We start from the raw sequence: 25,425 nt of genomic DNA, 5'->3' as shown, positions 1-25,425 counted from the left end.
CTTTAGCCTGTTCACAGATTAAGTGGTTTGCTGCAAAGGGAAATAACATGATTTATTCCCTTTGCAGTAAACACAGTATAAAAATAACTTAATCCAAGACTTATAATGCAGTCCATATATAGGAGCCAGCCTAAGTGGCATTACCTAACAAAGTAAAAAAGTTGCTCAATGATGCTCAGCAACTTAGCGAATACCGCGATTGCTCTACCTATTTTTATAAATGGTTGCATAATGAATTCTCAAAACAACCCGTTGGTAATCTAATAAACGCCCGTGCAGAATTTATAGACCGGTTACTGATTAAACTCTTTCATGTTTTCGATTTAGCCCACGAGCCAGATCTCGCTTTAATTGCTGTAGGAGGTTATGGTCGCGGTGAACTTCATCCCTACTCCGACATTGACTTTTTACTGCTTGTTACCCAGCAACCCAATGACGATATTTGCGAAAAAATTGGCCAGTTTGTCACTATGCTGTGGGATCTTAATTTAGAAATAGGTCACAGTGTACGCACCATTGAACAAGCCATAGAGCAAAAACGTGAAGATGTTACCTTTGCCACCAGCCTACTAGAAAGCCGATTAATTTTCGGCAACCATATTGAATTCGAAAAGCTCAAAAGTCACCTCATCGAAAGGCCTGTATGGGGCTCTGGAGAGTTCTTTGTTGCAAAAGTACAAGAGCAAAATTTACGCCACAAAAAATGTCATGGTACGGCTTATAATTTAGAGCCTAATATAAAAGAAAATCCAGGCGGGCTGCGCGACTTACAAACCATTATTTGGGTTGCAAAAAAACACTTTAGAGCCGAAACCCTGCAAGAGTTGATAAATCACGGCTACCTAACTCACGAAGAATACCAAGAACTGTTAGAGTGCCTTGAAAATTTATGGAATATTCGCTTTGCTTTGCATTTAGCCGCAGGTCGCTCAGAAAACCGTTTATTATTCGATCACCAACCGCAAGCGGCTGAAATTTTGGGTTTTGGTAGTGATGGAAAAGCCTCTGTTGAGCGCATGATGAAACGCTTGTTCAGAATAATGAGCCGGGTTCGTGAACTTAATCAAATGCTACTTTCGTACTTTGAGCAAAGTATTTCACCAGACAGCAGCCAAGCCACTGTTGAAGAACTTGATCGTAATTTTGAACGCGTTGGCCATCAAATTCGGGTAAAAAGTCCGTCAGTATTTTTTAGGCGTGACCAACTTTTTGTATTATTTGAGCACATTGCTGATCATCCAGAAATTACCCATATATACCCAAGCACTATTCGAACTATCCGCCAAGTACGTCGTCGCTTATTAGGTGACTTACAAGATTATGCCGCGTGCCGCGAAGCTTTTTTACGTATTATAAAGCACCCTAACGGCATGGGCCGTGCGTTTACGCTAATGCATAAGCACGGCATGATTGCGGCTTACCTTCCGCAGTGGCGCAATATTTTTGGCCAAATGCAGTTTGATTTGTTTCATGCCTATACCGTAGATGAACATACCCATAAATTAATTAATAATATTTACCAATACTTCGATAAAACCAGCATTAGTGAATTTCCAATTTGCAGTGAAATAGTCACGCGCATGGATAAACCCGAATTACTGTATTTGGCTGGTATTTTTCATGATATTGCTAAGGGGCGAGGAGGAGATCACTCAGAGCTGGGCGCTGTTGATGCCATAACGTTTTCAAAGCTGCATGGTTTTGCTTCTTCAGATGGTAAGCTCATAGCGTGGTTGGTAAGCAACCACTTACTTATGTCGGTAACTGCGCAACGTAAAGATATTAACGACCCCGATGTAATAAAAGATTTTGCATCGCGAGTAAAAACCGAACGCCAACTCGATTACCTCTATTGTTTAACCGTGGCTGATATTCGAGCCACCAATGACAACCTATGGAATGACTGGAAAAACACGCTGCTGCGCGAGCTTTATTTGCACACACAGCGCGCCTTGCGCCTTGGGCTTGAAAACCCAATGGATCAACGCGACCAAATTCGTGATAAAAAGCACCAAGCTAAGCAACGCCTGCTTAATTTGCATTATCACGAGGAGCAAATTGACTTAATTTGGAGCCGTTTTAAAGCAAATTACTTTACCGCTTTTAGTGAGCAACAAATTTCTTGGCATACTGAGCACTTACTCAAGTGCACTGATTTAAGCCAGCCCAGTGTTATCGTTTCTAATAAAGCGATGCATGGCGGTACCCAAGTGTTTGCTTATAGCCCTTATTCAGGTGCGCTCTTTGCTCGACTGGTAAGTGTTATTGGCTCTAAAAAAGCGCAAATTCAGCACGCCCAAGTACTGACCACCAAAGATGGCTACGTACTGTTCAACTTTGTTATTTTAGAAGTTAACGGCGATCCGATTGCCAGTAGCCGCGCACAATCGATTAAACGCGGATTAGAGCAAGCGCTTCATGATCCACGTAAAAAAATACGCTTTAAAAAGAGCCGATCACAGCGTTTTAAAGACTTTAATATTAAACCTAAAATTGTACTGCGCCCGCATCCTCGTAAGGATCGTAGCTTAATAGAAATTCAAGCGGTTGATATACCTGGACTATTAACTAAAATAGCCGAGGTTTTTCAAGCTTACTTACTCCACATACATGCCGCACGTATTACCACGGTAGGCGAACGTGCAGAAGATTTCTTTGTGGTATCAAATAACGAATATCAAGCGCTGACTGATGAAGAGCAAGCAAAAATTCATCAGGCATTACGTAAAAAACTCAACGCCGAAATTGAATAAGAGGACACTATGTCAGATTTAAAAACCATGATTGAAAATGCGTGGGATAACCGCGACAGCATTAGCCCTGCTACAGTATCAAGCGATGTTAAACAAGCGATTATAGATGCGCTTGAGCTATTAGATAGCGGCGCTGCTCGCGTTGCAGAGAAAATTTCAGGCGAATGGGTTGTTCACCAGTGGCTTAAAAAAGCAGTACTACTTTCATTTAGAATTCGTGAAAATCAGCCAATGAACGACGGCGTAAACCAATTTTACGATAAAGTACCGCTTAAATTTAGCGACTACACGCCCGAGCAATTTCAGCAAGGCGGCATGCGTGTCGTACCCAACGCCGTTGCTCGTAAAGGCAGCTTTGTAGGTAAAAATGTCGTATTAATGCCATCGTACGTGAACATCGGTGCATTTGTTGACGATGGCACCATGGTTGATACATGGGCGACAGTGGGCTCATGTGCTCAAATTGGTAAGAATGTACACTTATCTGGCGGCGTAGGCATAGGCGGCGTTTTAGAGCCGTTACAAGCAAATCCTACCATCATTGAAGACAACTGTTTTATTGGCGCACGTTCAGAAATTGTTGAAGGCGTAATTGTTGAAGAAGGCGCCGTTATTTCAATGGGTGTTTACATCAGCCAAAGTACCCGTATTTACGACCGTGAAACCGGTGAAATTCACTATGGCCGCGTACCTGCCGGCGCAGTTGTGGTTCCAGGTGCTCTACCTTCAAAAGATGGCAGCCATAGCTTGTATGCGGCTATTATTGTGAAAAAAGTAGACAAACAAACTCGCGAAAAAGTGGGCATTAATGCCCTACTGCGCTCAATTGATGATTAAGAGCAGCTGTAAGTTTTTAGCTGTTAGCGCTAAGCAGGTTGATGTTAAACGTAGCTTGGGTTGAATAAAACGAAACCCAACGACACATTAAGTTAATGTGTATTCGCTAAAATTTAATTACATACAGAAAAAGCCCTAAGCTTGTATAGCTTTAGGGCTTTTTTAGTGATTTTAAAATACTTTCTCACAAACCTGTACCCTTTAATGGCGTTGCTTTGTTAGATGCCTACAACTATAATGAATTGACGCATAGTTCGATTGTCGAGGTTACGTTGTTGCGGCTTTTTGTAATAAGTTGGTTGATATTATTATGTTCAAAACACCTCTTTGCTAATGACTTTAATACCTTTGAAAAAAAATTAGACGAAGCCGAAGATTATCTTACTGTTAATCCAGCTCAATCTATTACTATTTTAGAAAACCTCACAGGGTTACAACTCATGCCGCCAGAATTATTTATCCGCTGGCACCTTATCTATGCCCGTACAGCAGTACCTACAAGTCACTATGACAAGCTTTATACATCGATTGACGCAATATTTCAGCATCATCAAACTGACTATTTCAAACAAAAGCTGACCACCATTATGAGTGCCTTGGGAATATGGCTTCGCCATGCAGAATATTTAGACGATGCCCAATATTCATTTAAATGTGCTTACAAATATGCGCAAAACGATCGTCAACGGCTAACACTCACCAACAGTATGGCATTGGTTGCTCGCTCGCAAGATGACTTTGCAAAAGCGCGTGCTTTATACCTCGACAGTCATAAGATCACCACACAATTACAGCTTCCCAATGTAACCGCACTGATAGAAAGTAACTTAGGTTATTTAGCCCTGGATGAGGGCAATATACCCGAAGCTGAGCGCTATTTTAGAAGTGCATTAAGAAATAACCAAAACATTGATAAACGCGCGGGGCAAATCTCAACCGGGCTTAATTTATTAATGGTTTTTTTGATTCAAGAGCAGCAAATTAATTTTGAGCGACTCTATAGCCCAACGGCCACATTAACCCATGCCTTTCCCAATGAAGCGAAACAAGCATTACTTTTTTGGCTTGAAATAGGCTACAAAAATTTGACTGGGGGTTTTATAAGCCAAAAAGACAAACAACAGTTACAAACAGCGTATGAGCAATTAGAAAGCGATAAAATGAAACAACTAGTCGCGCGCTATTTAGCCAACAAACTAGATGTAGCTGTAACCTTACCCGCTTCTATTGTCGCTAAGGACTTTACCAGCCCTTGGTTTGAGCTGGTAAAGCAATGTGATTGGAAACGCTAAGACTCGATTTAGTCCTTAGCATGTAAAAGTCTATCCCCCTTTAAAACAGCGGCATTAACACTCCTATATCAAATTTCACTTACTTTCTTTTTTAAAACCAATCTGCTGTAAATATTAACTTTAATTTAAAAAAGTGTCGTTTTTAAGCTGCAAAATTAGCCAACCATAGTGAATTTATAATAAGGTAGTTAAGCATACTTGAAAGTTAGCAATTAATATTAAGGATTAATATGACAAAAACTGCTTTACGCTCAACCATTTTGCTACCCGTATTTTTGCCTGCAGTATTTATTATTCTACTTTTGGTAATTGGTACAAGTAGTAACCCTGAACTCGCTGGTCAGGCATTTAGTGTTGCCCTTGCGTGGATAACAGAAACCTTTGGCTGGTTTTATATGTTGTCTGTCGCTATTTTCTTGGTATTTATTGTCTCGGTCGCGGCTTCTAGTTGGGGGAATATAAAATTAGGCCCCGATCATGCACAGCCACAATACAGCTTTGGTGAATGGTTTGCCATGCTCTTTTCTGCCGGTTATGGCGTGGCACTGCTTTACTTTGGTGTTGCTGAACCTGTGCTGCATTACGCATCCCCGCCATCGGGGGCGGCTGAAACCGTTGATGCCGCCAAGCAGGCAATGCAAATTGCCTTTTTCCATTGGGGATTTCATATTTGGGCTATCTATGGAATTGTTGGTTTAGTGCTTGCTTATTTTGCATTTCGCCATGGCTTACCACTGTCTATTCGCTCTGCCTTGTATCCACTTATTGGCGATAAAATTTATGGCCCAATCGGCCATACTGTGGATGTGTTTGCCATATTAGGTACTTTATTTGGTATTGCTACTACACTAGGGCTTTCGGTGACCCAAATAAATGCAGGCCTACATTACTTATGGCCAAACATCCCTATTAATACCACAGTGCAAATTACGACCATTGCCGTTATTACTGCCGCAGCTACGCTCTCAGTAGTTGCCGGTATGGATAAAGGGGTTAAGAGATTATCAATTGTGAATATGACCTTAGCGGTTTCACTAATGGCTTTTGTGTTTTTCATTGGCCCAACTATTCACATCTTAGAATCATTTTTACAAAATACCGGCAGCTACCTAAGCGGTATTGTTGAGCGTACTTTTAATTTACAAGCTTATAGTCGCAGTGATTGGATTGGTAACTGGACTTTATTTATATTTGGCTGGACCATTGCGTGGGCGCCGTTTGTCGGGATGTTTATCGCAAAAATTAGCCGCGGCAGAACCATCAGACAATTTGTTGTTGGCGTAATGTTAGTTCCTACTATTTTTACTTTTTTATGGTTCTCAGTGTTTGGCGATACAGCACTGAATTTAATAATGAATGAAGGCTTTGATACGCTCATTGGTGATGTACAAGCAAATCATGCCGTGGCGTTATTTCAATTATTTGAAGTGTTACCACTGTCATTTTTCATTTCACTGCTCACCGTAATTCTGATCATAACTTTTTTTGTTACATCATCTGATTCAGGCTCTTTAGTCATTGATTCACTCGCCTCTGGTGGAAATATCAATACGCCGGCTTGGCAACGCGTGTTTTGGGCGGTACTAGAAGGTGCTGTGGCGGCTGTCTTATTAGTGGCAGGCGGACTTAGTGCACTGCAAACCATGACCATAGCCAGTGCCTTACCCTTTGCTGTTATTATGTTAATTGCCACTGCCGGGCTTTGGCGAGCTCTAAAAATTGAAGGCCATCGCGATACCAGTCTACAAGCACATTCACTTAATGGTCGTAATATCGATCTATCCCATTGGAAACGCCGTTTAGCGGCTATGGTTAATTACCCTAATAAAGAAAAAGTACATACTTTTATTGGCAGTGTAGTAGTTGAGGCAATGAAAGCCGTACAAGCAGAATTGAAATCTCGACAATGGCATGCCGTGGTCGAATTTGATACTGATTTAGGACGCGCTCATTTAACTGTACTACGTCATGAGCATGTGGATTTTGTTTATGATATTCGCCTTACCGAGCACCCTATGCCGAGCTTTGCTTACTCAGAGCTGCGGCCAGATAATGATAATAATGAAATGTACTATAAGGCCGACGTGTTTTTACGTCGTGGTGGTCTATCATACGATGTTTATGGCTACAGTGAAGATGATATTGTGAAAGATATTCTTGATCAGTTTGAGAACTACTTACACTTTCTAGGTAATAGCCCAGGCGAACTTCCTTGGGATATGGCCGAACATGATGACATGTTAAATACCGATAAAGCTTAACGGATGCAGTCAATATTGGTAAAACGGTAATTAAAAATAAAAAAGGCACTGTAAAGTGCCTTTTTATTTGCTCAAATATAATTAATTACAGCGCGTTAAATACGTCATCTGTTTTAGCAGCACAAATAAAATCGTTTTTATGCAAACCTTTAATTGAATGGCTCCACCAAGTAACAGTTACTTTACCCCATTCGGTTAATAGACCAGGGTGATGGCCTTCGTCTTCAGCCATATCGCCAACTTTATTAGTAAATGCAATGGCCTGCTTAAAGTTTTTAAACTTATAAACGCGCTCTAATTGCATAATACCGTCGCGTACTTCCGGCACCCAATCAGGGATTTTTTTAATTAATTCAGCCAATTCTGCATCTGATACTTTTGGGGCATCTGCATGACAGGCTTCACATTTTTGTTCACTTAATGAAGACATTTTAAATCCTTAATTCTAGTGTTACTTTTATTAAAAAACTAACTAGCTAATTTTTCTTTTGGGGGAAATTTCGGCTCATGTAAACCAAGCGCCTTAGCTTGCTCAACTAAAGTCATTATATCCATTTGCGATATTTCAAACAGATCATGAATCGAATTAATCGTATAATACAATGGTTGCATAATATCTATACGGTACGGTGTACGCAGTACATCTAATACATTCATTGAGTTTATCTCTGGTGTATCTGAATACACGTATTGGGTTTCCCCTGGGCTTGATAAAATACCACCGCCGTAAATACGTAATCCTTTTTCGGTTTGCATCAAACCAAACTCAACGGTAAACCAGTACATGCGTGCTAAATAAACGCGATCTTTTTTCTCTGCCGCGTAACCTAGTTGCCCATACTTATGGGTAAATTCAGCAAAGTCAGGATTGGTTAGCATGGCACAGTGACCAAATATCTCATGAAAAATATCGGGCTCTTGTAAATAGTCAAATTCTTCACGGCTACGAATAAAGGTCGCTACAGGAAATTGCTTGTTAGCGAGTAACCTAAAAAACTCATCAAAATCGATAAGTGCAGGCACAGGTGCAACTTGCCAACCTGTGGTTGCTAATAGGACTTCGTTTAGCTCACTAAGCTGTGGGATACGGTCATGAGGCAGGTTGATTTTTTTCAACCCTTCCATGTACTCATCACAGGCTTTGCCTTCAATGCACGCAAGTTGGCGTGCTACAAGCTCAGACCAAATTTTATTTTCTTCATCGCTCCAATGTATAACGCCATTTTCATCTGGTGTTTTGGAGGTGTAATTACTTGCTTTAGCCATAAATACCTTCTTTGGGTTTAAACCCTAAATCGGTGTCAAAATAATAGCCACGTGCTCGGCTATTCGATGTAGCCATACTATGCAAAAGTGAACAAAAGTTTAATAGCTTGACTCAGATCAATACTTTCGCAGATCGCACATATCGTAAATTTATAATTACACCAAAGCAAAGATAAAAACACACCCTATATTTAACAGCACTTACAGATCGAAAACACTGTAAACAATAAGCTACACCTTACGATATTTTAGTAAATGCTTGGTTGAGATCGTTAATAATATCGTTAACATCTTCAAGCCCAACAGATAAGCGAATTAAACCATCACTAATTCCGGCTGCTAATCTTTCTTCGGGCGTGTAAGGCGAATGGGTCATCGATGCAGGGTGTTGAATAAGTGTTTCGGCATCGCCTAAGCTAACCGCTAAAGTACATAGCTTCATGCTATCAATAAACTGCTCACCGTCGGTTAAACTCCCTTTAATTTCAAAAGCAATAACACCGCCAGCAGCTTTCATTTGCTTACCAATAAACCGATGACCTGGGTGCGACTTCAGTCCAGGATAGTACACTTTACTCACTTGAGGGTGAGCCTCTAAATGTTCAGCAATCGTTTGCGCACTCTGACAATGACGCTCTACCCGTATAGCTAATGTTTTTAAGCCTCGGTTAATTAACCATGCATCGTGTGGGCTAATCGTCGCGCCAATATCTTTTAACACCGTCATTTTAATATGTGTAATGTGCTCAAGGGATCCACACACAATACCTGCGACTACGTCGCCGTGACCATTTAAATACTTGGTAGCACTGTGCATAATAATATCGATGCCGTATTGTTTAGGTGACTGTAGCAGCGGCGTTAAGAAGGTATTGTCGACCACACTTATTAAATTATGCTGTTTTGCTATATCACCAATAAGTGCTAAATCAATAACAGCCATCGTTGGGTTTATCGGGGTTTCTGCAAATATCATTTTTGAGTTTGGCTTTATTGCAGCACGTAACTCATCTTCATTGGTCATATCCACAAAGGTGACTTCAATGCCCCAACGCGGCAACATATGCGCAAAAAAAGCAAAGGTGCAACCATAAAGCGCACTCGATGCTACTAAGTGATCGCCTTGTGATAAAAAGCTCAGTACCGAAGCTGATACCGCCCCCATACCTGTAGCCGTTGCCGCTGCAGCCTCACAGCCCTCTAATTGCGCCACTTTTTGTTCAAGTTCAGTGGTGGTAGGGTTACCCAAACGCGTATAAATATAACCTGGCTCATCGCCAGCAAACCGTGCAGCACCCTGCGCAGCATTTTCAAAATGAAATGTCGATGTTTGGTATAATGGCGAGGTTAATGCGCCATGTGGATCATTGGCTTTTTGTGGGCCATGAATACATTGGGTGTGTGGATGATGCTTGCTCATTGTGTGCTCTCGTTTTTATTATGTGTGTCAATTACATAAATAAAACGCACCGCACTTTAAATCACAAGCATGCCGGATGCTCAGATGGCTATTTGTGCAAACTTCACTCAAAAAGCTGTACACAAATATTGCCAACTATTTACTCTCGGCTCTCTTAGTGCGACTCATAATTTTACTCACGATCCCTTGAACAGTGCCTTTTAACAAGCTGCGTTTATTTTCAAGACGCGGTAATGGTCGGCTTAATTCCATGGCTTTATAGCCTATACGCGCTGTAAATATACCCGCACTGACGCCTTGCGCGGCTCGCCCTGAAAGTTTGCCTAATAGCTCAGCACTAAGTGCTGTGGCCGCTAAATCAGATACAAGCTCTGCACTGCCTACAAACATGACTTGTTTTAACAGCATTCGGTAGAGCTTAATGCGACTGGCGTAACCAAAACCAATGCCATAAATTTTACCTATTTGCTCAATTAATTTTGTACCGCGCCAAAGCACCGCCATCATATCCACCAGCGCAAGAGGGCTTAATGTGACTAATAAGGCTGACTCTGTTGCAAAGCGGTTTATAAGCTTTTTAGCTTGGGTGTCTTGCCTTACCAGTAGGCTATTAGCGTAAAGTGTCATTATCTCTTTATCACTATGGTGCGTAGCAACTTGGTTTTTAAAGTTTTCAAAATTGTCTAACTGCTGGTGCTTGTTCAATTTTTCAAGCCAAGGGAGTGCACCACCCACTTGCTCACTGTTTAATAGCCTATCGGCTTCATGGCGATGCAGCTGATTACGCTTTAAACTGCGCAACATCAGATACTCTCGCCATAACAATCTTGTTATTAATAACACACCGCTTACCACAGCGGTTAAATAAATACTGCCCAAAATAAGCGATTGCTGATAAGCAAGCACAATAGAAAACCCAAACTCTAGCAGTACTAAAATAATAAAGCTGAGCGCAAACAAGCCTTTTAGCGTTTGCCATTTTGACTTTTTATACACCGGATCTAAATCAACTTCAGGCTCAAGCGCATCATCCTCAACCTCAGAGGTGTAATCACTTTGTCCGTGTTCAATAATTTTAGCGGATGTTAACGCAGGCTCGTTTTGCTCAATACTTGGTGCACTAATACGACGCCCTGCTTGAAACTGTTGCGTTGACTCACTCATGTTAATTTATCTCCTAGCAGGTACTGCATCACATGATCTAATCGAATATGTTTAAGTTGTTTGTCGGGGCTTGGCATCGGCGAAAATGACAAAAATTCAAACCCTTGCGCTGGCCACTCACTTTTATTAAGCATTCTACTTGGCGGCTCTGGTGGTAAATAAGTCAGCCACTCATCCTCATTTAAAGGTTTACCGTAAACGCAATCAAGAGTTTGACCTTTATCAACCACTTGGCGAGGCTGGGTTGCGGTAATTGATGACATAGCCATAGTTTCAATTTGTACACCATCAAACTTTAAATGATTACTTTGCTCTTTAACCAGCGAGTCTAGTAACAAGGCTAACGCTTTATGATGCTTAGCGCTGATGTGATCTGACTTATTAGCAGCAAACAATATTTTATCAATATTCGGTTTGAATAAACGTTTAAAAAAGCCAGACTCCCCATAACTAAAATGGGCCAACAATTGATTAATAACACGGCTTTGCTCATGCAACGTTTCATGGCCTTCATTTAATGCACTGAGTACATCAACCAACACAATTTGGCGGTCAAAATGACGAAAATGCTCATTATAAAATGGCTTAACGACTTCTTTCACGTAAGCGTTAAAACGTTTAATTAAATGCGCTAAATTAGAACCCGCCACCACATCGTCTTTCATTTTTTCAGGATTAATTGGAAAAAATAACAATAACGGCGCACCTTGCAAGTCGCCTGGCATTAACATTCGCCCTGGTTGTAGCATCGCAAGTTTAGTGTCTTTTTTTAGCCCTACCAGCATGCGTTGATAAAGTTGTGCAATGTTAGCAAGCTCACTTTCATCCACAGGGGCATGTAAATCAAGTTGCTCTACGGCGTGTAAAAAATCGCCTGAGGTAGCGCTGCGAGGAGACTGATTTAATAATGGGTATTGCTGTTCACACCATGCAGTATAGCTTTGTTCAAGCATAGGTAAATCGAGCAGCCATTCACCTGGATAGTCAATAATATCAAGGTATAACGTTGATTGCGGTGAAAAATGACCTCGCAGACCCGAATTACTTTGGTATTTAATCGCTAAGCGCAGGGTATTTATTCGCTCTGTAGACGCCGGCCAAGCAGGGTCACCTTCCATTGGCAGTAAAGCATTTATTGCACTGTTAAAGTCAAAGGTGGGCACGTTTAATGCCTCTTGCGGCACAATTTTAGTGGCAATATGACGATGCTCGCGCATCACATCAAAAAAAGGTAAGTTGTTGTCATTCGCCTGAGAGGTTAAGTGCTTAACTAACGCACTGATAAACGCGGTCTTACCACTGCCGCTCAACCCTGTTACGGCAAGCTTAACATGTTGGTCTAAACTACGGTGCAGGGCTTTTTGTGCTTTGCCTTTAAAGGTTTTAAAGGTCTTTTTTGCAAATGATTGGCTCATAAAGTGTTTTGCACCCTATCTGCCGTAATTGTTCACGTTACAAACAAGGTGCCTATCAATCCTTTAAAGTTTATTAATTTCACGACTGACCGTAAATTCGCTTGAGGTAACGTAACGTTCCATCTCTTGTAAGCGAACATCAACACGCGTTAAACGCTCTTTTAAGTCTTGTAATGCACGACGAGGTGGCTCGCCCTTTTGCCATACTTTAAACTTAACTTCCAGTGGGTCATCGCTATAAGTTGAATGCGTTTTATGTGTTGCAGCAGGTTTTTTATCTAAAATAAACCATGCTGCAATGTACGCTACCACAAATAATGGGCCACCGGTTAGTAGTACCGCACTAACAAATATAATGCGAACTAACCATAACTCCATATTAAAGTAGTCACTTAAACCGGCACATACGCCAGCTATTTTGCCGCGTTGTGGGTCTCTAAATAATTCGCGTTTAGTGTTCATACTTTTTGTCTCCACTGAGGTGACTCTTGATCAAGCAACGCTTCTAATGTTTCTACTCTATCAGCCATTTTTTCAGCTTTTTGTGCAAGCTCCAATAATTGGCGATGCTCATGCTCACTCAACCCTTGGCTTACTTGCTTTTTGCTACGGTAGTGTAAAATTAACCACAGTGGCGCAACAAAAATCATAAATAAGATAAAGGGGGCAACTAGTATCTCTGGATCAAACATAATCCTCTCCTGACAATCCATATTCTATGTTGATGTCAGGGGCACGTGGCCCCTGATATTATCGTTTTATTTATTTGCGAGTTTCTTTTTAAGTTCAGCTAACTCGTCATCAATCTTTTCATTCTTTTGTAAGTCTGCAATTTCATCAGCTAACGTTTGTTTACCTAAATCATAAGACTCTATTTGAGATTCTAGCCCATCAATTTTGGTTTCGTAACGTTCAAAGCGATTAAGTGCATCCTCTACTTTAGAACTATCAAGCGCTTTTTTAACTTCAAGGCGCGACTCAGCCGAGCGTTGACGTAAAATAATCGCTTTTTGACGTGCCTTAGCATCTGCTAGCTTTTCTTGTAGCGTAGTTACCTCTTGTTGTAGCTTCTCTATATGAGACTCTACATGGTCAAGTTCACTTTCTACCGCAGCAACTGCGTCGGCTGATTTTTGCTTTTCAAGTAATGCTGAGCGTGCTAGATCGTCACGATCTTTGCTCAGTGCCAATTCGGCTTTGTCTTGCCAATCGTTTACTTGGGCTTTTAGTGTATCTACGCGACGTACTAATTCTTTTTTCTCAGCGAGTGTTTTTGCTGATGTAGAGCGGACCTCTACCAGTGTATCTTCCATCTCTTGGATAATAAGACGAACCATTTTTTCAGGGTCTTCTGCTTTATCTAAAATGGCATTGATATTAGAATTAACAATGTCTGCAAAACGTGAAAAAATTCCCATAACATATACCTCTATTATTTAATCTAAATGTGTCTGCTTTTATTAGTATCAATATGCTTGCCAACTTTTTTAATTTTAAAATAGCAATAAATTTCAAATAGTTAAATGCAAATTACAAATTACTTTTGTTGTCAATCATAATGAAATACACTAATTGTTAGTAAAAATGACTAAGAGTTAGGAAATATGAGTCAATATCGCCAACAGGATAATTTGCTCGGCCAATCAGACAGCTTTTTATCGGTTCTTGATCAGGTATCGCAGCTAGCAAACCTAGATAAACCCGTACTTATTATTGGTGAACGCGGTACCGGTAAAGAGCTTATTGCAGCACGTTTACACTTTTTATCCAAGCGCTGGGATCAAAGTTACGTCAAACTCAACTGTGCGGCATTAAACGAAAATCTACTCGAAAGTGAATTATTTGGCCATGAAAGTGGTGCATTTACCGGCGCAAGTAAACGTCATGAAGGCCGATTTGAGCGGGCTAATAGCGGCACCTTATTTTTAGATGAGTTGGCAAATACTTCTGCCCTAGTGCAAGAAAAGCTATTAAGGGTAATAGAGTATGGTGAGTTTGAGCGTGTTGGCGGCAAACAAACGGTTAAAGTAGATACGCGTTTAGTCTGTGCGACCAATGAAGACTTACCGCATTTAGCGCAGCAAGGTGAATTCAGAAGCGATTTACTCGATAGGCTCGCATTTGATGTAATCACTCTACCGCCACTGCGCGAACGCCAAGACGATATTATGTTATTGGCTGAGCAATTTGCAATGAATATGGCACGCGACTTAGAGTGGGAGCTATTTAGTGGTTTTACTCGCAATGCACAAGAAAGTTTACTTAGTTATGAGTGGCCGGGTAATGTGCGTGAGCTTAAAAATGTGGTGGAGCGAAGCCTTTATCGCCACGGCAATGAACACATCCCTGTGCATAAAATTATTTTAGACCCATTCGAAAGCCGCTTTAGACCTAAAGCACGTATTAAACATACACAAGCCCCTGTTGCTGTGCAAAATGAAGTTGTTAACACCCAGCCTACAGAGGCGCCTGTAACACCGAGTTTAAGTAACGCAGAACCTGAGTTTCCTTGTGACTTAAAAACACTCTCTAATGAATTTGAGATCACATTAATAAAAAAAGCATTAGAACATAGCCAATTTAATCAAAAGAAGACTGCAGAAGTACTTGGTTTAACGTATCATCAATTACGTGGTTATTTGAAAAAATACAATTTGCTGGAATAGTAGAGGTTGTGCGGGTGCGTAAATTATTACTTGCTTTATTATCATTGAGTTTAGTAGGTTGCATTGATAGTAAAGAAGAAATCTTAGAAGAAAAAAACCAAGGCCTCGTTTATTGCGCTGAGGCAAATCCTGTGTCGTTCAATCCACAAGTCACAACCACAGGATCAACCATCGATATTATTGCTAACCAGTTGTACGACCGGTTAATTAGTATTGACCCTGTGACCGCCGAATTTAAAAGCGAACTAGCCAGCGACTGGAAAATTAGCAAAGACGGTAAGTCTGTCACATTTACTCTGCGCAAAGGGGTTAAATTTCATACCACCGCATATTTTACTCCAACACGCGAATTTAACGCTGATGACGTCATTTTCACTTTCAGTCGTTTATTTGATGTATACAACCCCTATCACTTTGTCGGTGATGCGAATTACCCCTACTTTCAAAGTGTGGGTATTGACCAACTTATTCGTAAAATTGTCAGGGTCTCTGATCACCAAGTTCGGTTTGAATTATTTAACGCAGAAAGCAGTTTTTTAGCGAATATGGCAACCGATTTCGCCGTGGTGCTCTCTAAAGAATATGCCATGGCGCTCAAAGCCAACAACCAAGAAAACCTATTTGATCAATATCCAGTTGGCACCGGTCCTTATATTTACAAAGAATACCGACGAGACCATTTAGTACGCTTTTATAAAAACGCTGACTATTGGAAACACGAGGTGGCACTTGAGCAGTTGGTGTACGACATTACCCCTAATGGCACTACGCGTATTGCTAAAATTCTTACCAAAGAGTGTGACGTAACTGCGCATCCTAGCAGTGCACAGTTAAGTATTTTAGCTCAGCGAGATGATATTAACGTTGAAAAGGAAACCAACTTAAACATAGGTTATTGGGCATTTAATACCGAACGCCCTCCGTTTGATAACTTAAAGGTACGCCAAGCCTTAGTGCATGCCATTGATATAGAAAAAATAATGCAGGCAGTTTACTATGGTAATGGACTTCGTGCGCGGTCAATATTACCACCCACGTCGTGGGCGTTTGAACCACAAAAGAACATGCCAATTTTCGACCCACAACTGGCAAAAAAATTATTAACTGAAGCAGGTTTTCCAAAAGGGTTTGATATGAGCATTTGGGCTATGCCTGTCAGCCGTATTTATAACCCCAATGCACGAAAAATGGCAGAGCTGATGCAAAGCGATTTACGCAAAATTGGCGTTAACGTTAATATTGTCGAGTATGAGTGGAACACCTTTATTCAACGCATAGGCGAGCACCGTCACGACAGTGTATTATTAGGTTGGGCAGCAGATACGCCTGATCCTGATAACTTTTTTAGCCCGTTACTTAGCTGCACCGCGACCTTCAGTGGCAAAAACCCAGCGAACTGGTGTAATCCTGAATTTGATTTACTGTTAACTAAAGCTCTCGATACGACCGATTTAAATTTACGTAAACAATATTACGACGCAGCACAAAGCATGATCATCAAACAATTGCCTTTACTGCCAATTGCCCATGGCATGCGTTTTCAGGCAAGTAGTGCTGATGTTGAGGGGATCACACTCGGGCCATTTGGCGCTATTTCATTGGCTAACGCGAGGAAGAAGTAATGTTATTCGATTATATTTTACGCCGCCTCGGATTGTTATTTTTCATGGTGTTATTACTGAGTATTTTTACTTTTTCGCTGAGCTACTTATTCCCTGGCGATCCACTGAGTAACTTAAGCGGCATACCAGACACTAACTTTACTCAAAATGTACAGCTAGAAGAAAAGTACCTGTTTAACAGTAACTACTTTATGCAGTACATTGCCTTTGTCGGGCGAATAGTACAAGGCGATTGGGGCGTGTCGTTTGCCTCGGGGAGCAGTGTTTTTGCTCACGTGGTTGATTTAATTCCTGCAACGTTAGAGCTAAGTATCTATGCGTTATTTATTTCGGTGGTAGTGGGTGTGCCTGTCGGAATTTTAGCATCGGCTTATCATAAACAATGGCCTGATAAATTAATTAGCTCAACAGCTATGGTTGGCTATTCTATGCCTATTTTTTGGCTCGCGTTATTACTAATTATGGTTTTTTCGCTCAAACTTGGCTGGTTTCCCATGTCGGGGCGAGTGAGCTTATTGTATGAAATACCTGCCAGTACGGGGTTTATCTTACTGGATATTTTACTTGCTGATTTTCCCTACAATGGCATGGCAATGCTTGATGCACTGCATCACCTAACGTTACCTACCATTGTACTGGCTATGTATCCAACTACTGTATTAGTGCGCTTTACTCGCGAATCGATGTTAAAAGTGATGGATCAAAACTTTATCAAAACAGCTCGCGCCAAAGGCCTTACTCGTGGGCAGCTTATTATTCATCACGCCCTGAGAAATGCATTACTGCCAGTCATAAAGCAAATTGGTTTGCAATTTAGCACCTTGATCACCCTTGCTATGATCACCGAGGTTATTTTTTCATGGCCGGGGATTGGCCGTTGGTTAATAGACAGTATTTATCAACGTGACTACCCTGCTATACAAGGGGGGTTAATGGCCGTTTCTTTTTTCATTATTATTGCGACAATTATGGCCGAACTGACCTACACCCTACTCGACCCTCTGTCTCGGAATCAAGCGCATGGCAAAGTTTAACTTATTTTCAGAAGATTCAAATAAATCGCCATTAGCGAGACTCTGGCGAAAGTTTAAAAATAACCACCCTGCACTGGTTGGTTTATGGGTGTTTATTGCCTTTAGCCTGTTAGCGGCTACCGCACCTTTTCTTGCGCCTTATGGGGTAAATCAACAGCACAGTGATGCACTATTACTGCCTCCCTCGTGGAATGAAATGGGCGATGTGCGGTTTATACTTGGCACCGATGATTTAGGCCGAGATGTGCTGTCCCGTTTAATGAATGGCGCCACATATACGTTCGGGTTATCGGTTGTGGCTGCACTGATCACCACTGTTATTGGTGTGTTGCTAGGTACCTTTGCAGGGATCAACAAAGGCATACGTTCTAGTTTTTTGAACCACTTACTGGATGTAACGCTATCAATTCCCTCATTGTTACTGGCCATCATTATTATTGCTATACTCGGTCCTGGATTAATGAATACCGTATGGGCAATTATTTTGGCCTTATTACCCCAGTTTATTCATTCAATTAGAAACCTAATAGTTGACGAACTTGGCAAAGATTATGTTACCGCCTACCGCTTAGATGGCGCCTCTAAGTGGCATATTTTATCGCGCGGGATTTTTCCTAATGTGTATGAGTATATTGTGGTTATTTTTACTATGGCCCTCTCCACAGCTATTTTAGATATTGCTGCGCTAGGGTTTTTAAAGCTTGGCGCACAGCCGCCCACCACTGAATGGGGTGCTATTTTGGCTGAAAACTTAGGGCTTATTTACTTAGCGCCATGGACAGTGGCACTTCCGGGTGTACTGCTATTTTTAGCCGTTCTTTCAACAAACTTGGTGGGCGATGGACTTCGCAAAGTTTTACAAGCGCGTAAGGCCGATTAAATGCATTTACTAGATATTCGAAATTTAACCATAGAGCTGCAAACGTCTGAAACTGCTATTCGCGCTGTTGACCGAGTAAGTTTTAGTTTAAAAGAAGGTGAAGTACACGCCTTAGTGGGAGAATCCGGATCAGGAAAAAGCTTAATTGCAAAAGCCATTGTAGGCGTACTTAACGAACGCTGGGTTATAACCGCCGATAGAATGCATTGGCGCGGTGTTGATTTAATGCGCCTCACACCTGAGCAGCGCCGTAAAACCGTCAGCCAAGACATTGCAATGATTTATCAAGATCCAAGTCGCTGCCTTGACCCTACTGCAAAAATATTTAACCAAATCGCTGAAACACTGCCTGAAGTAGCCGCCAAAGGGTTTTTCTTAAAACGCAACCGAGAGCGTAAAGACCGTGTTAAAGCCTTAATACATAAAGTAGGTATTAAAAATCATGAAGCCGTGCTTGATAGCTACCCTCATGAACTCTCTGAAGGTGTGTGTCAAAAAGTCATGATAGCCATGGCCATTGCGCGTACACCTAAGTTGCTCATTGCTGATGAGCCCACAACCGCACTAGAGAGTACCACTCGTGCGCAGGTATTTCGATTATTAAAAAGTTTGAATCAGCTAAAGAATATGTCTATTTTGATGATTTCCCATGAGCTAGAAGAAATAGTAAATTGGTCACATGGTATTCATGTTTTGTATTGCGGACAAATGGTTGAAGCCGGTCCAACGCACCTTATTTTTAGCCAACCGCGTCACCCTTATACGCAGGCTTTATTAAAAAGCTTACCTGATTATGAGCACGGCTTAGCACATAAAGAACCTTTTTATGCACTAAAAGGTACCATACCTACACTACAACATTTACCGATTGGTTGTCGTTTAGGACCGCGTTGCCCGCAAGCACAAAAAGAGTGTGTGGTTGCCCCTAAACTCTCTAAACACCACGGCCATAGTTACGCGTGTCACTTTCCATTGATCAAGGAAATAAAATAATGCAACCCTTGTTAAAAGTTCAAGCCTTATCAAAAACCTTTAACATACGTGCAGGTTTATTTAGCCGTAAAAAATTTGATGTACTAAAAAACATCTCATTTTGTATTGGTAAAGGTGAAACAATTGCCATTATTGGTGAAACCGGTTCAGGAAAAAGCACCCTGGCTAAATTATTAGTGGGTGCATACAGTGCCGATAGCGGGCAGATATTACTAGAGAATAACACCATAGAAAACAATGGTAATCGTGATGCCCAGTGTCGTTATATCCGAATGATTTTTCAAGACTCCGCCACCTCATTAAACCCAGCAGTGACCATTGCTGAAATGCTCGATGATTGCTTAAAATTCAATACTGATTTTGATAGAACTCAACGTAGTGAAAAAATTGCTAGTACGCTGCTTAAAGTGGGTCTACTGGTCGATCATCAGCAATACTATCCGCATATGTTTAGTGTAGGGCAATTACAGCGTGTAGCGCTCGCTCGTGCGCTTATATTAGATCCTAAGGTTGTTGTGCTCGATGAGGCACTTTCATCGCTTGACCCTTCTGTAAGAGCGCAAATAGTAAACTTATTACTTAAACTACAGCTTGAAACTGGCTTAACCTATATTTTGATCACCCATCATTTAAGTTTAGTGCGCCATATTAGCGACCAGCTAGTGGTACTCAATAAGGGTGAGATTGTTGAATACGGTGCCACAGAAACTATTTTTCAAAACCCGCAGTCAAAGGTCACCCAGCGCCTGTTAAGTTGTTAATGAAAAACAAAAAAGGCGCCAATTGGCGCCTTTTATAGTTTAGCTATGATTTATTCAGCAGGTTGCGCTGCTTTTGGTACTTTTAGTTCCGCTTGTTGCTTAAGCGACTCAATGAATACCGTATAGTTTTTCTGTGCTTGGGCCATGGTGATATTTTGCTTCATTTGTGGCTCAATGCTGTCACTCACTGGTGCATCATTTACCGCATTAAGCGCAACAATAGCAGCATCACCATTGTTTAAGTTAACTACATCATAAACTGCGCCATCATGTGGGTGCGCCATTTTAAATACTTGGGTAACAATAGCAGGCGAAACAGCAAAGCTTTCACGAGTAAGTTGCGACTCATGACGAACGCTTAGTGACTGCTCAGCAGCAACGTCATTTAAGCTCTTACCGTCTTTGATTTGTGCAAATAAGGTACGTGCTTTTTCTTTAGCAAGATCCGACGCTTTTTCGTTTACTAAGCGTGTTTTAATTTGCTCGCTTACTTCGCTCAATGCTTTAGTTGCAGCTGGTTGATGCTCGTTAACACGAACCACAATCACGTGCTCATTACCAAGTTCGATTACTTCTGAGTTTACTTTATCTTCTAGTAATTCAACTGATGATAATGCGGTTATAACCGCAGGATTATTAAGCGGCTCAGGAAGCGCACTCAGTGCTAATAGCGGTGTAGATTGTACTTCAACACCTGCTACTTCAGCAGCATCGTCTAAGCGGTCAGAAATTTCAAAGGCTAATGCACCCATTTCTGTTTGCTTCTCGTAAAACGCATCCACTTTTTCAGCTTGCTCAAGTTCAGCGCGTAAATCGGCTTTAACGGCATCATAAGGTTTAACTTGCTGCGATTGAATGTCTGTAAGTTTAATGATGTGATAGCCAAATTCAGAGGCTACTACATCAGAGTAATCACCTTTGTTTTGCAGTGCAAAAGCAGCATCCTCAAATGCAGGCTCCATGACATCACGTTCAATCCACTCTAAGTCACCACCCATTTCGGCGCTAACAATGTCATCTGACGACGATTCAGCTAATTGTGCAAAATCAGCACCCGCATTAAGCTGGGCCAATAAAGATTCAGCTTTGGCTTTTGCCGCATCGTCATCTTCACTGTTATCAATTAAAATATGTGATACACGACGTTTTTCAGGCTCAACATATTGCGCTTTACTCTGCTCATAATATGCTTTTACGTCGTCTTCGCTTACCGATGCAACATCGATATCATCTGCATCTAACTCAATGTAATTAACTGAAATAAGCTCTGGCGATAAAAATTGCCCTGCATTTAATTCGTAATAATCAGCCACTTCTTGATCAGTAACGTCAACATCAGCCTGCATTGCTTGTTTATCGATGACTAAATAATCAATGCTGCGAGTTTGTTGTTGCAGTGCAATGGCTGATTTAAGCTCGTTTTGCAATGCAAAGTCAGTTCCTGCAACCGCTGACACTAACTGGCTACGTGTCATATCATCACGAAGGTACTCTCGAAATGAATCAGGTTGGAAGTTCATTTGACGAATCACTTGTAAGTAACGGTCGTTATTAAATTGATCGCCAATTTTAAAATAAGGAAGCTCTAAAATTGTTTGACGAATACTTTCATCACTCACACGCAGACCCAGCTCAGTCGCTAACTGGCTTTGTAATTCTTGTTGTACTAAACGGTCAATCACGCCTTGACGTATTTGAGCCATATAAGTTGGATCGGCTGCTATTTGGGTAAAATATTCACCAAATTGTTGTTCTAAGCGGCTACGTTCATTTTGAAACGCACGGCTAAATTCTGTTTGGCTAATTTTAATTCCATTTACTTCAGCAACGGGTTGTTCTGTGGTTTGACCTAAGTAACTACCGATCCCAGCTAAGGCAAAAGATAAAATCACCGCGCCTAAAATGACTTTGGCTACCGGCCCTTGCGAACCTTCTCTGATTTTCTCAAGCATTTGTTTATCTCTTTTCTGACCAAGGTCTTTTCTACCTTGTCATATGTAAAAAAAGCGTATCTTACCAGATACGCTTTTTCACTTGAAGTAACTGGCGGTGAAGTAACTTAATTTATCGATTGCAATAATTAAGCGTCTCTTTACTCGCCATAACTAAATTGTTTACACAATGATTAGTTTACTGCGTCTTTAAGCGCTTTACCGGCTTTGAAAGCTGGGATGTTAGCTGCAGCAATTTGAATCGTTTCACCAGTTTGTGGGTTACGACCTGCACGAGCAGCACGCTCACGTACAGAGAAAGTACCAAAACCAACAAGTGCAACTGAGTCGCCATCTTTTAGCGCGCCAGATACAGATTCGATGAATGAATCTAGTGCACGACCTGCAGCCGCTTTAGAAATGTCAGCATCAGCTGCGATTTGATCGATTAATTGAGATTTATTCACAATATCATCCTCTTTCATTGTTGTTATCAAGAGCGATTGTTTTTTTAAACTAACATCACTGTTTTGAAATTTTTGAGCATTTATTTAAAGCTCATATGATTATATTTTTCTTAAGCCTAGGCCCTGCAAGGGCTAGGCTTGAAAACCAGTGCTTAACTTATCATACCGTTTAGATTTGAAAAGCCCCTAAAAGCACTTTTTTTGGCTTTTTTACTGCTTTTTCGGAGTTTCGACTGAAAAACTATCAACTGGATGCACTAAAGCAAGCTTTAATACCTCATCAATCCATGTAACTGGGTGAATATCAAGACCCGCCAATACATTGTCAGGTATCTCTTTTAAGTCACGTTCGTTAATTTTTGGAATGATGACCGTTTTAATCCCACCACGGTGAGCCGCTAATAATTTCTCTTTTAAACCACCAATAGGCAATACTTCACCACGTAAGGTAATTTCACCTGTCATGGCTACATCAGAGCGCACCGCATTACCGGTTAAGCTTGAAACCAAACACGTTACCATTGCAATACCGGCACTTGGGCCATCTTTAGGTGTTGCGCCCTCAGGTACGTGTACGTGAATATCGCGTTTTTCATAAAAGTCGCTATTAATACGCAGCTCATCAGCACGATTACGAACAACGGTCATCGCCGCTTGAATCGACTCTTGCATCACATCGCCTAACGAGCCTGTATAGGTCAGCTTACCTTTACCTGGTACTGCAGCACATTCAATCGTGAGTAAGTCACCGCCTACTTCTGTCCATGCTAGGCCAGTAACTTGGCCAATACGGTCGCCGTCTTCTGCTTTACCATAATCAAAGCGTTGCACACCTAAGTACTCTTCAAGGTTATCTGCATCGATCGTCACTGTTTTAGTGTCTTTCTCGATTAAGATATTTTTAACTGCTTTACGACATAGCTTAGATACTTCACGCTCTAAATTACGCACGCCCGCTTCACGGGTGTAATAGCGGATAATACCAATGATGGCACTGTCGGCAATTTCAACTTCTTTAGCTTTTAAACCGTTACGCTTAATTTGCTTAGGAATTAAGTGCTCTTTAGCAATATTTAGCTTTTCGTCTTCGGTGTAACCCGATAATCGAATCACTTCCATGCGGTCTAATAAAGGCCCTGGAATATTAAAGCTATTTGAGGTTGCAACAAACATCACATCAGATAAGTCGTAATTAACTTCTAAATAATGATCCGCAAAGTGACTGTTTTGTTCAGGATCCAGTACTTCTAATAATGCTGATGCAGGGTCGCCACGCATATCCGCTGACATTTTATCAATTTCATCTAACAAGAATAACGGGTTTTTAACGCCCACTTTAGTCATGTTTTGAATCAACTTACCAGGCATAGAGCCAATGTAAGTACGACGGTGACCACGTATTTCGGCTTCATCACGCACGCCACCCAGTGCCATACGAATGTACTTACGACCCGTTGAACGCGCAATAGATTGCCCAAGTGAGGTTTTACCCACCCCCGGCGGCCCTACTAAACACAAAATTGGCCCTTTAAGTTTATTGGTACGCTGCTGTACCGCGAGGTACTCAATAATGCGTTCTTTGACTTTATCAAGCCCGTAGTGATCGCTATCTAGTATTTTTTGCGCACCGGCTAAATCTTTTTTCACTTTAGAGCGTTTTTTCCACGGTACGTTGATTAACGTATCTATGTATGAGCGAACAACACTGGCCTCTGCCGACATCGGCGACATCATTTTAAGTTTGTTAAACTCTGCGGTGGCTTTTTCTTTTGCTTCGCTGGGCATACCTGACTCTTCGATGCGTTTTTTTAGCGCTTCGAATTCATCTGGTACATCATCAATTTCGCCAAGCTCTTTTTGAATCGCTTTCATTTGCTCATTGAGGTAATACTCACGTTGCGATTTTTCCATCTGCTTTTTAACGCGGGTACGAATTTTTTTCTCAACTTGCAATAAATCTATTTCACCTTCCATTAGCGCCATTAAGTACTCCAAACGCTCTGTAACGCTTGATATTTCAAGTACTTTTTGCTTTTCAGGCACTTTTAATGGCATATGTGCAGCCATGGTATCAGCAAGACGCGCTGGCTCATCAATACCAGAGACCGAGGTCATCACTTCAGGTGGAATTTTTTTATTTAATTTTACATAGCCTTCAAACTGGCTTAATGCACTGCGAATAAAAATATCTTGTTCTTGCTCGTTTACTGAATCAGATTCAATAAACTGTGCATTGGCAACGAAAAAGTCTTCGTTATCAACAAACTCTTCGATATTCGCACGTTGTGTGCCTTCAACTAATACTTTTACTGTACCATCGGGTAGCTTTAATAATTGAAGTACAGTCGCAATTGTCCCTACACGATAAATATCGTCTTTCTCAGGCTCGTCTACAGTTGCATCTTTTTGTGCAACTAAGAAAATTTGTTTGTCTTTATCCATTGCCGCTTCAAGGCATTTTATTGATTTTTCACGGCCTACAAAAAGCGGGATCACCATGTGTGGATACACCACCACATCGCGCAGTGCTAGCACAGGGATTTCGACTCGATCGTTTCTCTCAAGCGTCATTGTATTTTCTCTTTGCACTTCATTTATTTAAAGATTACTCAAGTATATGGGGATAACCTAATTAAAGTTCAACAATTTTTGTTAACTCGATT

The 25,425-nt window shown here is 41.2% G+C and carries 21 protein-coding genes; 10 read left to right on the top strand and 11 right to left on the bottom strand.

Annotation, left to right across the window (positions count from 1 at the left end; genetic code table 11):
• Positions 1-134 precede the first annotated feature (134 nt).
• The 4 genes from glnD to LOC50_RS03945 all read left to right on the top strand — a co-directional run bounded on the left by glnD (position 135) and on the right by LOC50_RS03945 (position 7,143).
• Positions 135-2,753: a [protein-PII] uridylyltransferase gene (glnD, locus tag LOC50_RS03960; RefSeq protein ID WP_250653658.1), complete on the top strand. Its 2,619-nt coding sequence runs from the start codon at positions 135-137 to the stop codon at positions 2,751-2,753.
• 9 nt (positions 2,754-2,762) lie between these two features.
• Complete coding sequence (gene dapD, locus LOC50_RS03955; protein ID WP_008467531.1) at positions 2,763-3,590, top strand: 2,3,4,5-tetrahydropyridine-2,6-dicarboxylate N-succinyltransferase; 828 nt, start codon at positions 2,763-2,765, stop codon at positions 3,588-3,590.
• A gap of 275 nt (positions 3,591-3,865) precedes the next feature.
• Positions 3,866-4,882 carry a tetratricopeptide repeat protein gene (locus LOC50_RS03950; RefSeq protein ID WP_250653657.1) on the top strand — a complete coding sequence of 339 codons (1,017 nt, stop codon included), beginning with the start codon at positions 3,866-3,868 and terminating at the stop codon, positions 4,880-4,882.
• Positions 4,883-5,112: 230 nt separating this feature from the next.
• Positions 5,113-7,143 carry a BCCT family transporter gene (locus LOC50_RS03945; protein WP_248473589.1) on the top strand — a complete coding sequence of 677 codons (2,031 nt, stop codon included), beginning with the start codon at positions 5,113-5,115 and terminating at the stop codon, positions 7,141-7,143.
• Between the two features lie 85 nt (positions 7,144-7,228).
• Here LOC50_RS03945 and LOC50_RS03940 read toward each other — a convergent pair whose 3' ends face one another.
• From LOC50_RS03940 to pspA, 8 genes are all read right to left on the bottom strand, one after another.
• Positions 7,229-7,573 carry a 4a-hydroxytetrahydrobiopterin dehydratase gene (locus LOC50_RS03940; RefSeq protein ID WP_013465435.1) on the bottom strand — a complete coding sequence of 115 codons (345 nt, stop codon included), beginning with the start codon at positions 7,571-7,573 and terminating at the stop codon, positions 7,229-7,231.
• A 38-nt stretch (positions 7,574-7,611) separates the two neighbouring features.
• Complete coding sequence (gene phhA, locus LOC50_RS03935; protein ID WP_036981920.1) at positions 7,612-8,409, bottom strand: phenylalanine 4-monooxygenase; 798 nt, start codon at positions 8,407-8,409, stop codon at positions 7,612-7,614.
• Between the two features lie 238 nt (positions 8,410-8,647).
• On the bottom strand, positions 8,648-9,829 hold the full coding sequence (gene megL / locus LOC50_RS03930) for a methionine gamma-lyase (RefSeq protein ID WP_250653656.1): 1,182 nt from the start codon (positions 9,827-9,829) through the stop codon (positions 8,648-8,650).
• A gap of 135 nt (positions 9,830-9,964) precedes the next feature.
• Positions 9,965-10,993: a TIGR01620 family protein gene (locus LOC50_RS03925; protein WP_250653655.1), complete on the bottom strand. Its 1,029-nt coding sequence runs from the start codon at positions 10,991-10,993 to the stop codon at positions 9,965-9,967.
• The gene (locus tag LOC50_RS03920) at positions 10,990-12,408 is read right to left on the bottom strand and encodes a YcjX family GTP-binding protein (RefSeq protein WP_250653654.1); all 1,419 of its coding nucleotides are present in this window, start codon (positions 12,406-12,408) and stop codon (positions 10,990-10,992) included. The genes LOC50_RS03925 and LOC50_RS03920 overlap by 4 nt, the downstream gene beginning before the upstream one ends.
• Positions 12,409-12,471: 63 nt before the next feature.
• Entirely contained in the window at positions 12,472-12,870 is a 399-nt protein-coding gene (gene pspC, locus LOC50_RS03915; protein WP_013465440.1) for an envelope stress response membrane protein PspC, read from the bottom strand.
• Positions 12,867-13,100: an envelope stress response membrane protein PspB gene (gene pspB / locus LOC50_RS03910; protein WP_008111014.1), complete on the bottom strand. Its 234-nt coding sequence runs from the start codon at positions 13,098-13,100 to the stop codon at positions 12,867-12,869. Before pspB ends, pspC begins: the two co-directional genes overlap by 4 nt.
• Before the next feature lie 66 nt (positions 13,101-13,166).
• Positions 13,167-13,826 carry a phage shock protein PspA gene (pspA, locus tag LOC50_RS03905; RefSeq protein WP_016899278.1) on the bottom strand — a complete coding sequence of 220 codons (660 nt, stop codon included), beginning with the start codon at positions 13,824-13,826 and terminating at the stop codon, positions 13,167-13,169.
• Between the two features lie 186 nt (positions 13,827-14,012).
• On the opposite strand from pspA, the gene pspF reads away from it, so the two are divergent.
• The 6 genes from pspF to LOC50_RS03875 are packed head-to-tail and all read left to right on the top strand — an operon-like array spanning position 14,013 to position 20,364.
• Positions 14,013-15,074, top strand: coding sequence for a phage shock protein operon transcriptional activator (gene pspF, locus LOC50_RS03900; protein ID WP_033104002.1), 1,062 nt, complete (start codon positions 14,013-14,015; stop codon positions 15,072-15,074).
• A 14-nt stretch (positions 15,075-15,088) separates the two neighbouring features.
• Positions 15,089-16,696, top strand: a complete 1,608-nt coding sequence (locus LOC50_RS03895) for an ABC transporter substrate-binding protein (RefSeq protein WP_248532699.1) — start codon at positions 15,089-15,091, stop codon at positions 16,694-16,696.
• Positions 16,696-17,730 (top strand): ABC transporter permease, encoded by a 1,035-nt coding sequence (locus LOC50_RS03890; protein WP_036981909.1) that lies wholly within the window; start codon positions 16,696-16,698, stop codon positions 17,728-17,730. The genes LOC50_RS03895 and LOC50_RS03890 overlap by 1 nt, the downstream gene beginning before the upstream one ends.
• A complete protein-coding gene (locus tag LOC50_RS03885; RefSeq protein WP_069438639.1) occupies positions 17,717-18,610 on the top strand; it encodes an ABC transporter permease subunit in 894 nt (297 codons plus the stop codon). Before LOC50_RS03890 ends, LOC50_RS03885 begins: the two co-directional genes overlap by 14 nt.
• A complete protein-coding gene (locus LOC50_RS03880; RefSeq protein WP_036981906.1) occupies positions 18,611-19,603 on the top strand; it encodes a peptide ABC transporter ATP-binding protein in 993 nt (330 codons plus the stop codon).
• The gene (locus tag LOC50_RS03875) at positions 19,603-20,364 is read left to right on the top strand and encodes an ATP-binding cassette domain-containing protein (RefSeq protein WP_036981905.1); all 762 of its coding nucleotides are present in this window, start codon (positions 19,603-19,605) and stop codon (positions 20,362-20,364) included. The genes LOC50_RS03880 and LOC50_RS03875 overlap by 1 nt, the downstream gene beginning before the upstream one ends.
• A gap of 50 nt (positions 20,365-20,414) precedes the next feature.
• Here the strand turns inward: LOC50_RS03875 and ppiD are convergent, their stop codons facing one another.
• The 3 genes from ppiD to lon form a co-directional block, all read right to left on the bottom strand.
• The gene (gene ppiD / locus LOC50_RS03870; protein WP_069438640.1) at positions 20,415-22,316 is read right to left on the bottom strand and encodes a peptidylprolyl isomerase; all 1,902 of its coding nucleotides are present in this window, start codon (positions 22,314-22,316) and stop codon (positions 20,415-20,417) included.
• Between the two features lie 173 nt (positions 22,317-22,489).
• A complete protein-coding gene (gene hupB, locus LOC50_RS03865; RefSeq protein ID WP_008111035.1) occupies positions 22,490-22,762 on the bottom strand; it encodes a nucleoid-associated protein HU-beta in 273 nt (90 codons plus the stop codon).
• Between the two features lie 210 nt (positions 22,763-22,972).
• Positions 22,973-25,333, bottom strand: coding sequence for an endopeptidase La (gene lon, locus LOC50_RS03860; protein WP_250653653.1), 2,361 nt, complete (start codon positions 25,331-25,333; stop codon positions 22,973-22,975).
• Between the last annotated feature and the right edge of the window lie 92 nt (positions 25,334-25,425).

It is taken from the genome of Pseudoalteromonas sp. SCSIO 43095 (assembly GCF_023650455.1).
Taxonomy (GTDB): domain Bacteria; phylum Pseudomonadota; class Gammaproteobacteria; order Enterobacterales; family Alteromonadaceae; genus Pseudoalteromonas; species Pseudoalteromonas tetraodonis.
Note: the sequence above shows the minus strand (reverse complement) of the source record. Positions and strands in the feature narration are given on the sequence as shown.

Bases quoted from the DNA above. Each gene is read 5' to 3' on its own strand.
- dapD (WP_008467531.1), top strand. From the start codon at position 2,763: ATGTCAGATTTAAAAACCATGATTGAAAATGCGTGGGATAACCGCGAC.
- LOC50_RS03945 (WP_248473589.1), top strand. From the start codon at position 5,113: ATGACAAAAACTGCTTTACGCTCAACCATTTTGCTACCCGTATTTTTG.
- LOC50_RS03940 (WP_013465435.1), bottom strand. From the start codon at position 7,573: ATGTCTTCATTAAGTGAACAAAAATGTGAAGCCTGTCATGCAGATGCC.
- phhA (WP_036981920.1), bottom strand. From the start codon at position 8,409: ATGGCTAAAGCAAGTAATTACACCTCCAAAACACCAGATGAAAATGGC.
- megL (WP_250653656.1), bottom strand. From the start codon at position 9,829: ATGAGCAAGCATCATCCACACACCCAATGTATTCATGGCCCACAAAAA.
- LOC50_RS03925 (WP_250653655.1), bottom strand. From the start codon at position 10,993: ATGAGTGAGTCAACGCAACAGTTTCAAGCAGGGCGTCGTATTAGTGCA.
- LOC50_RS03920 (WP_250653654.1), bottom strand. From the start codon at position 12,408: ATGAGCCAATCATTTGCAAAAAAGACCTTTAAAACCTTTAAAGGCAAA.
- pspC (WP_013465440.1), bottom strand. From the start codon at position 12,870: ATGAACACTAAACGCGAATTATTTAGAGACCCACAACGCGGCAAAATA.
- pspB (WP_008111014.1), bottom strand. From the start codon at position 13,100: ATGTTTGATCCAGAGATACTAGTTGCCCCCTTTATCTTATTTATGATT.
- pspA (WP_016899278.1), bottom strand. From the start codon at position 13,826: ATGGGAATTTTTTCACGTTTTGCAGACATTGTTAATTCTAATATCAAT.
- pspF (WP_033104002.1), top strand. From the start codon at position 14,013: ATGAGTCAATATCGCCAACAGGATAATTTGCTCGGCCAATCAGACAGC.
- LOC50_RS03890 (WP_036981909.1), top strand. From the start codon at position 16,696: ATGTTATTCGATTATATTTTACGCCGCCTCGGATTGTTATTTTTCATG.
- LOC50_RS03885 (WP_069438639.1), top strand. From the start codon at position 17,717: ATGGCAAAGTTTAACTTATTTTCAGAAGATTCAAATAAATCGCCATTA.
- LOC50_RS03880 (WP_036981906.1), top strand. From the start codon at position 18,611: ATGCATTTACTAGATATTCGAAATTTAACCATAGAGCTGCAAACGTCT.
- LOC50_RS03875 (WP_036981905.1), top strand. From the start codon at position 19,603: ATGCAACCCTTGTTAAAAGTTCAAGCCTTATCAAAAACCTTTAACATA.
- ppiD (WP_069438640.1), bottom strand. From the start codon at position 22,316: ATGCTTGAGAAAATCAGAGAAGGTTCGCAAGGGCCGGTAGCCAAAGTC.
- lon (WP_250653653.1), bottom strand. From the start codon at position 25,333: ATGACGCTTGAGAGAAACGATCGAGTCGAAATCCCTGTGCTAGCACTG.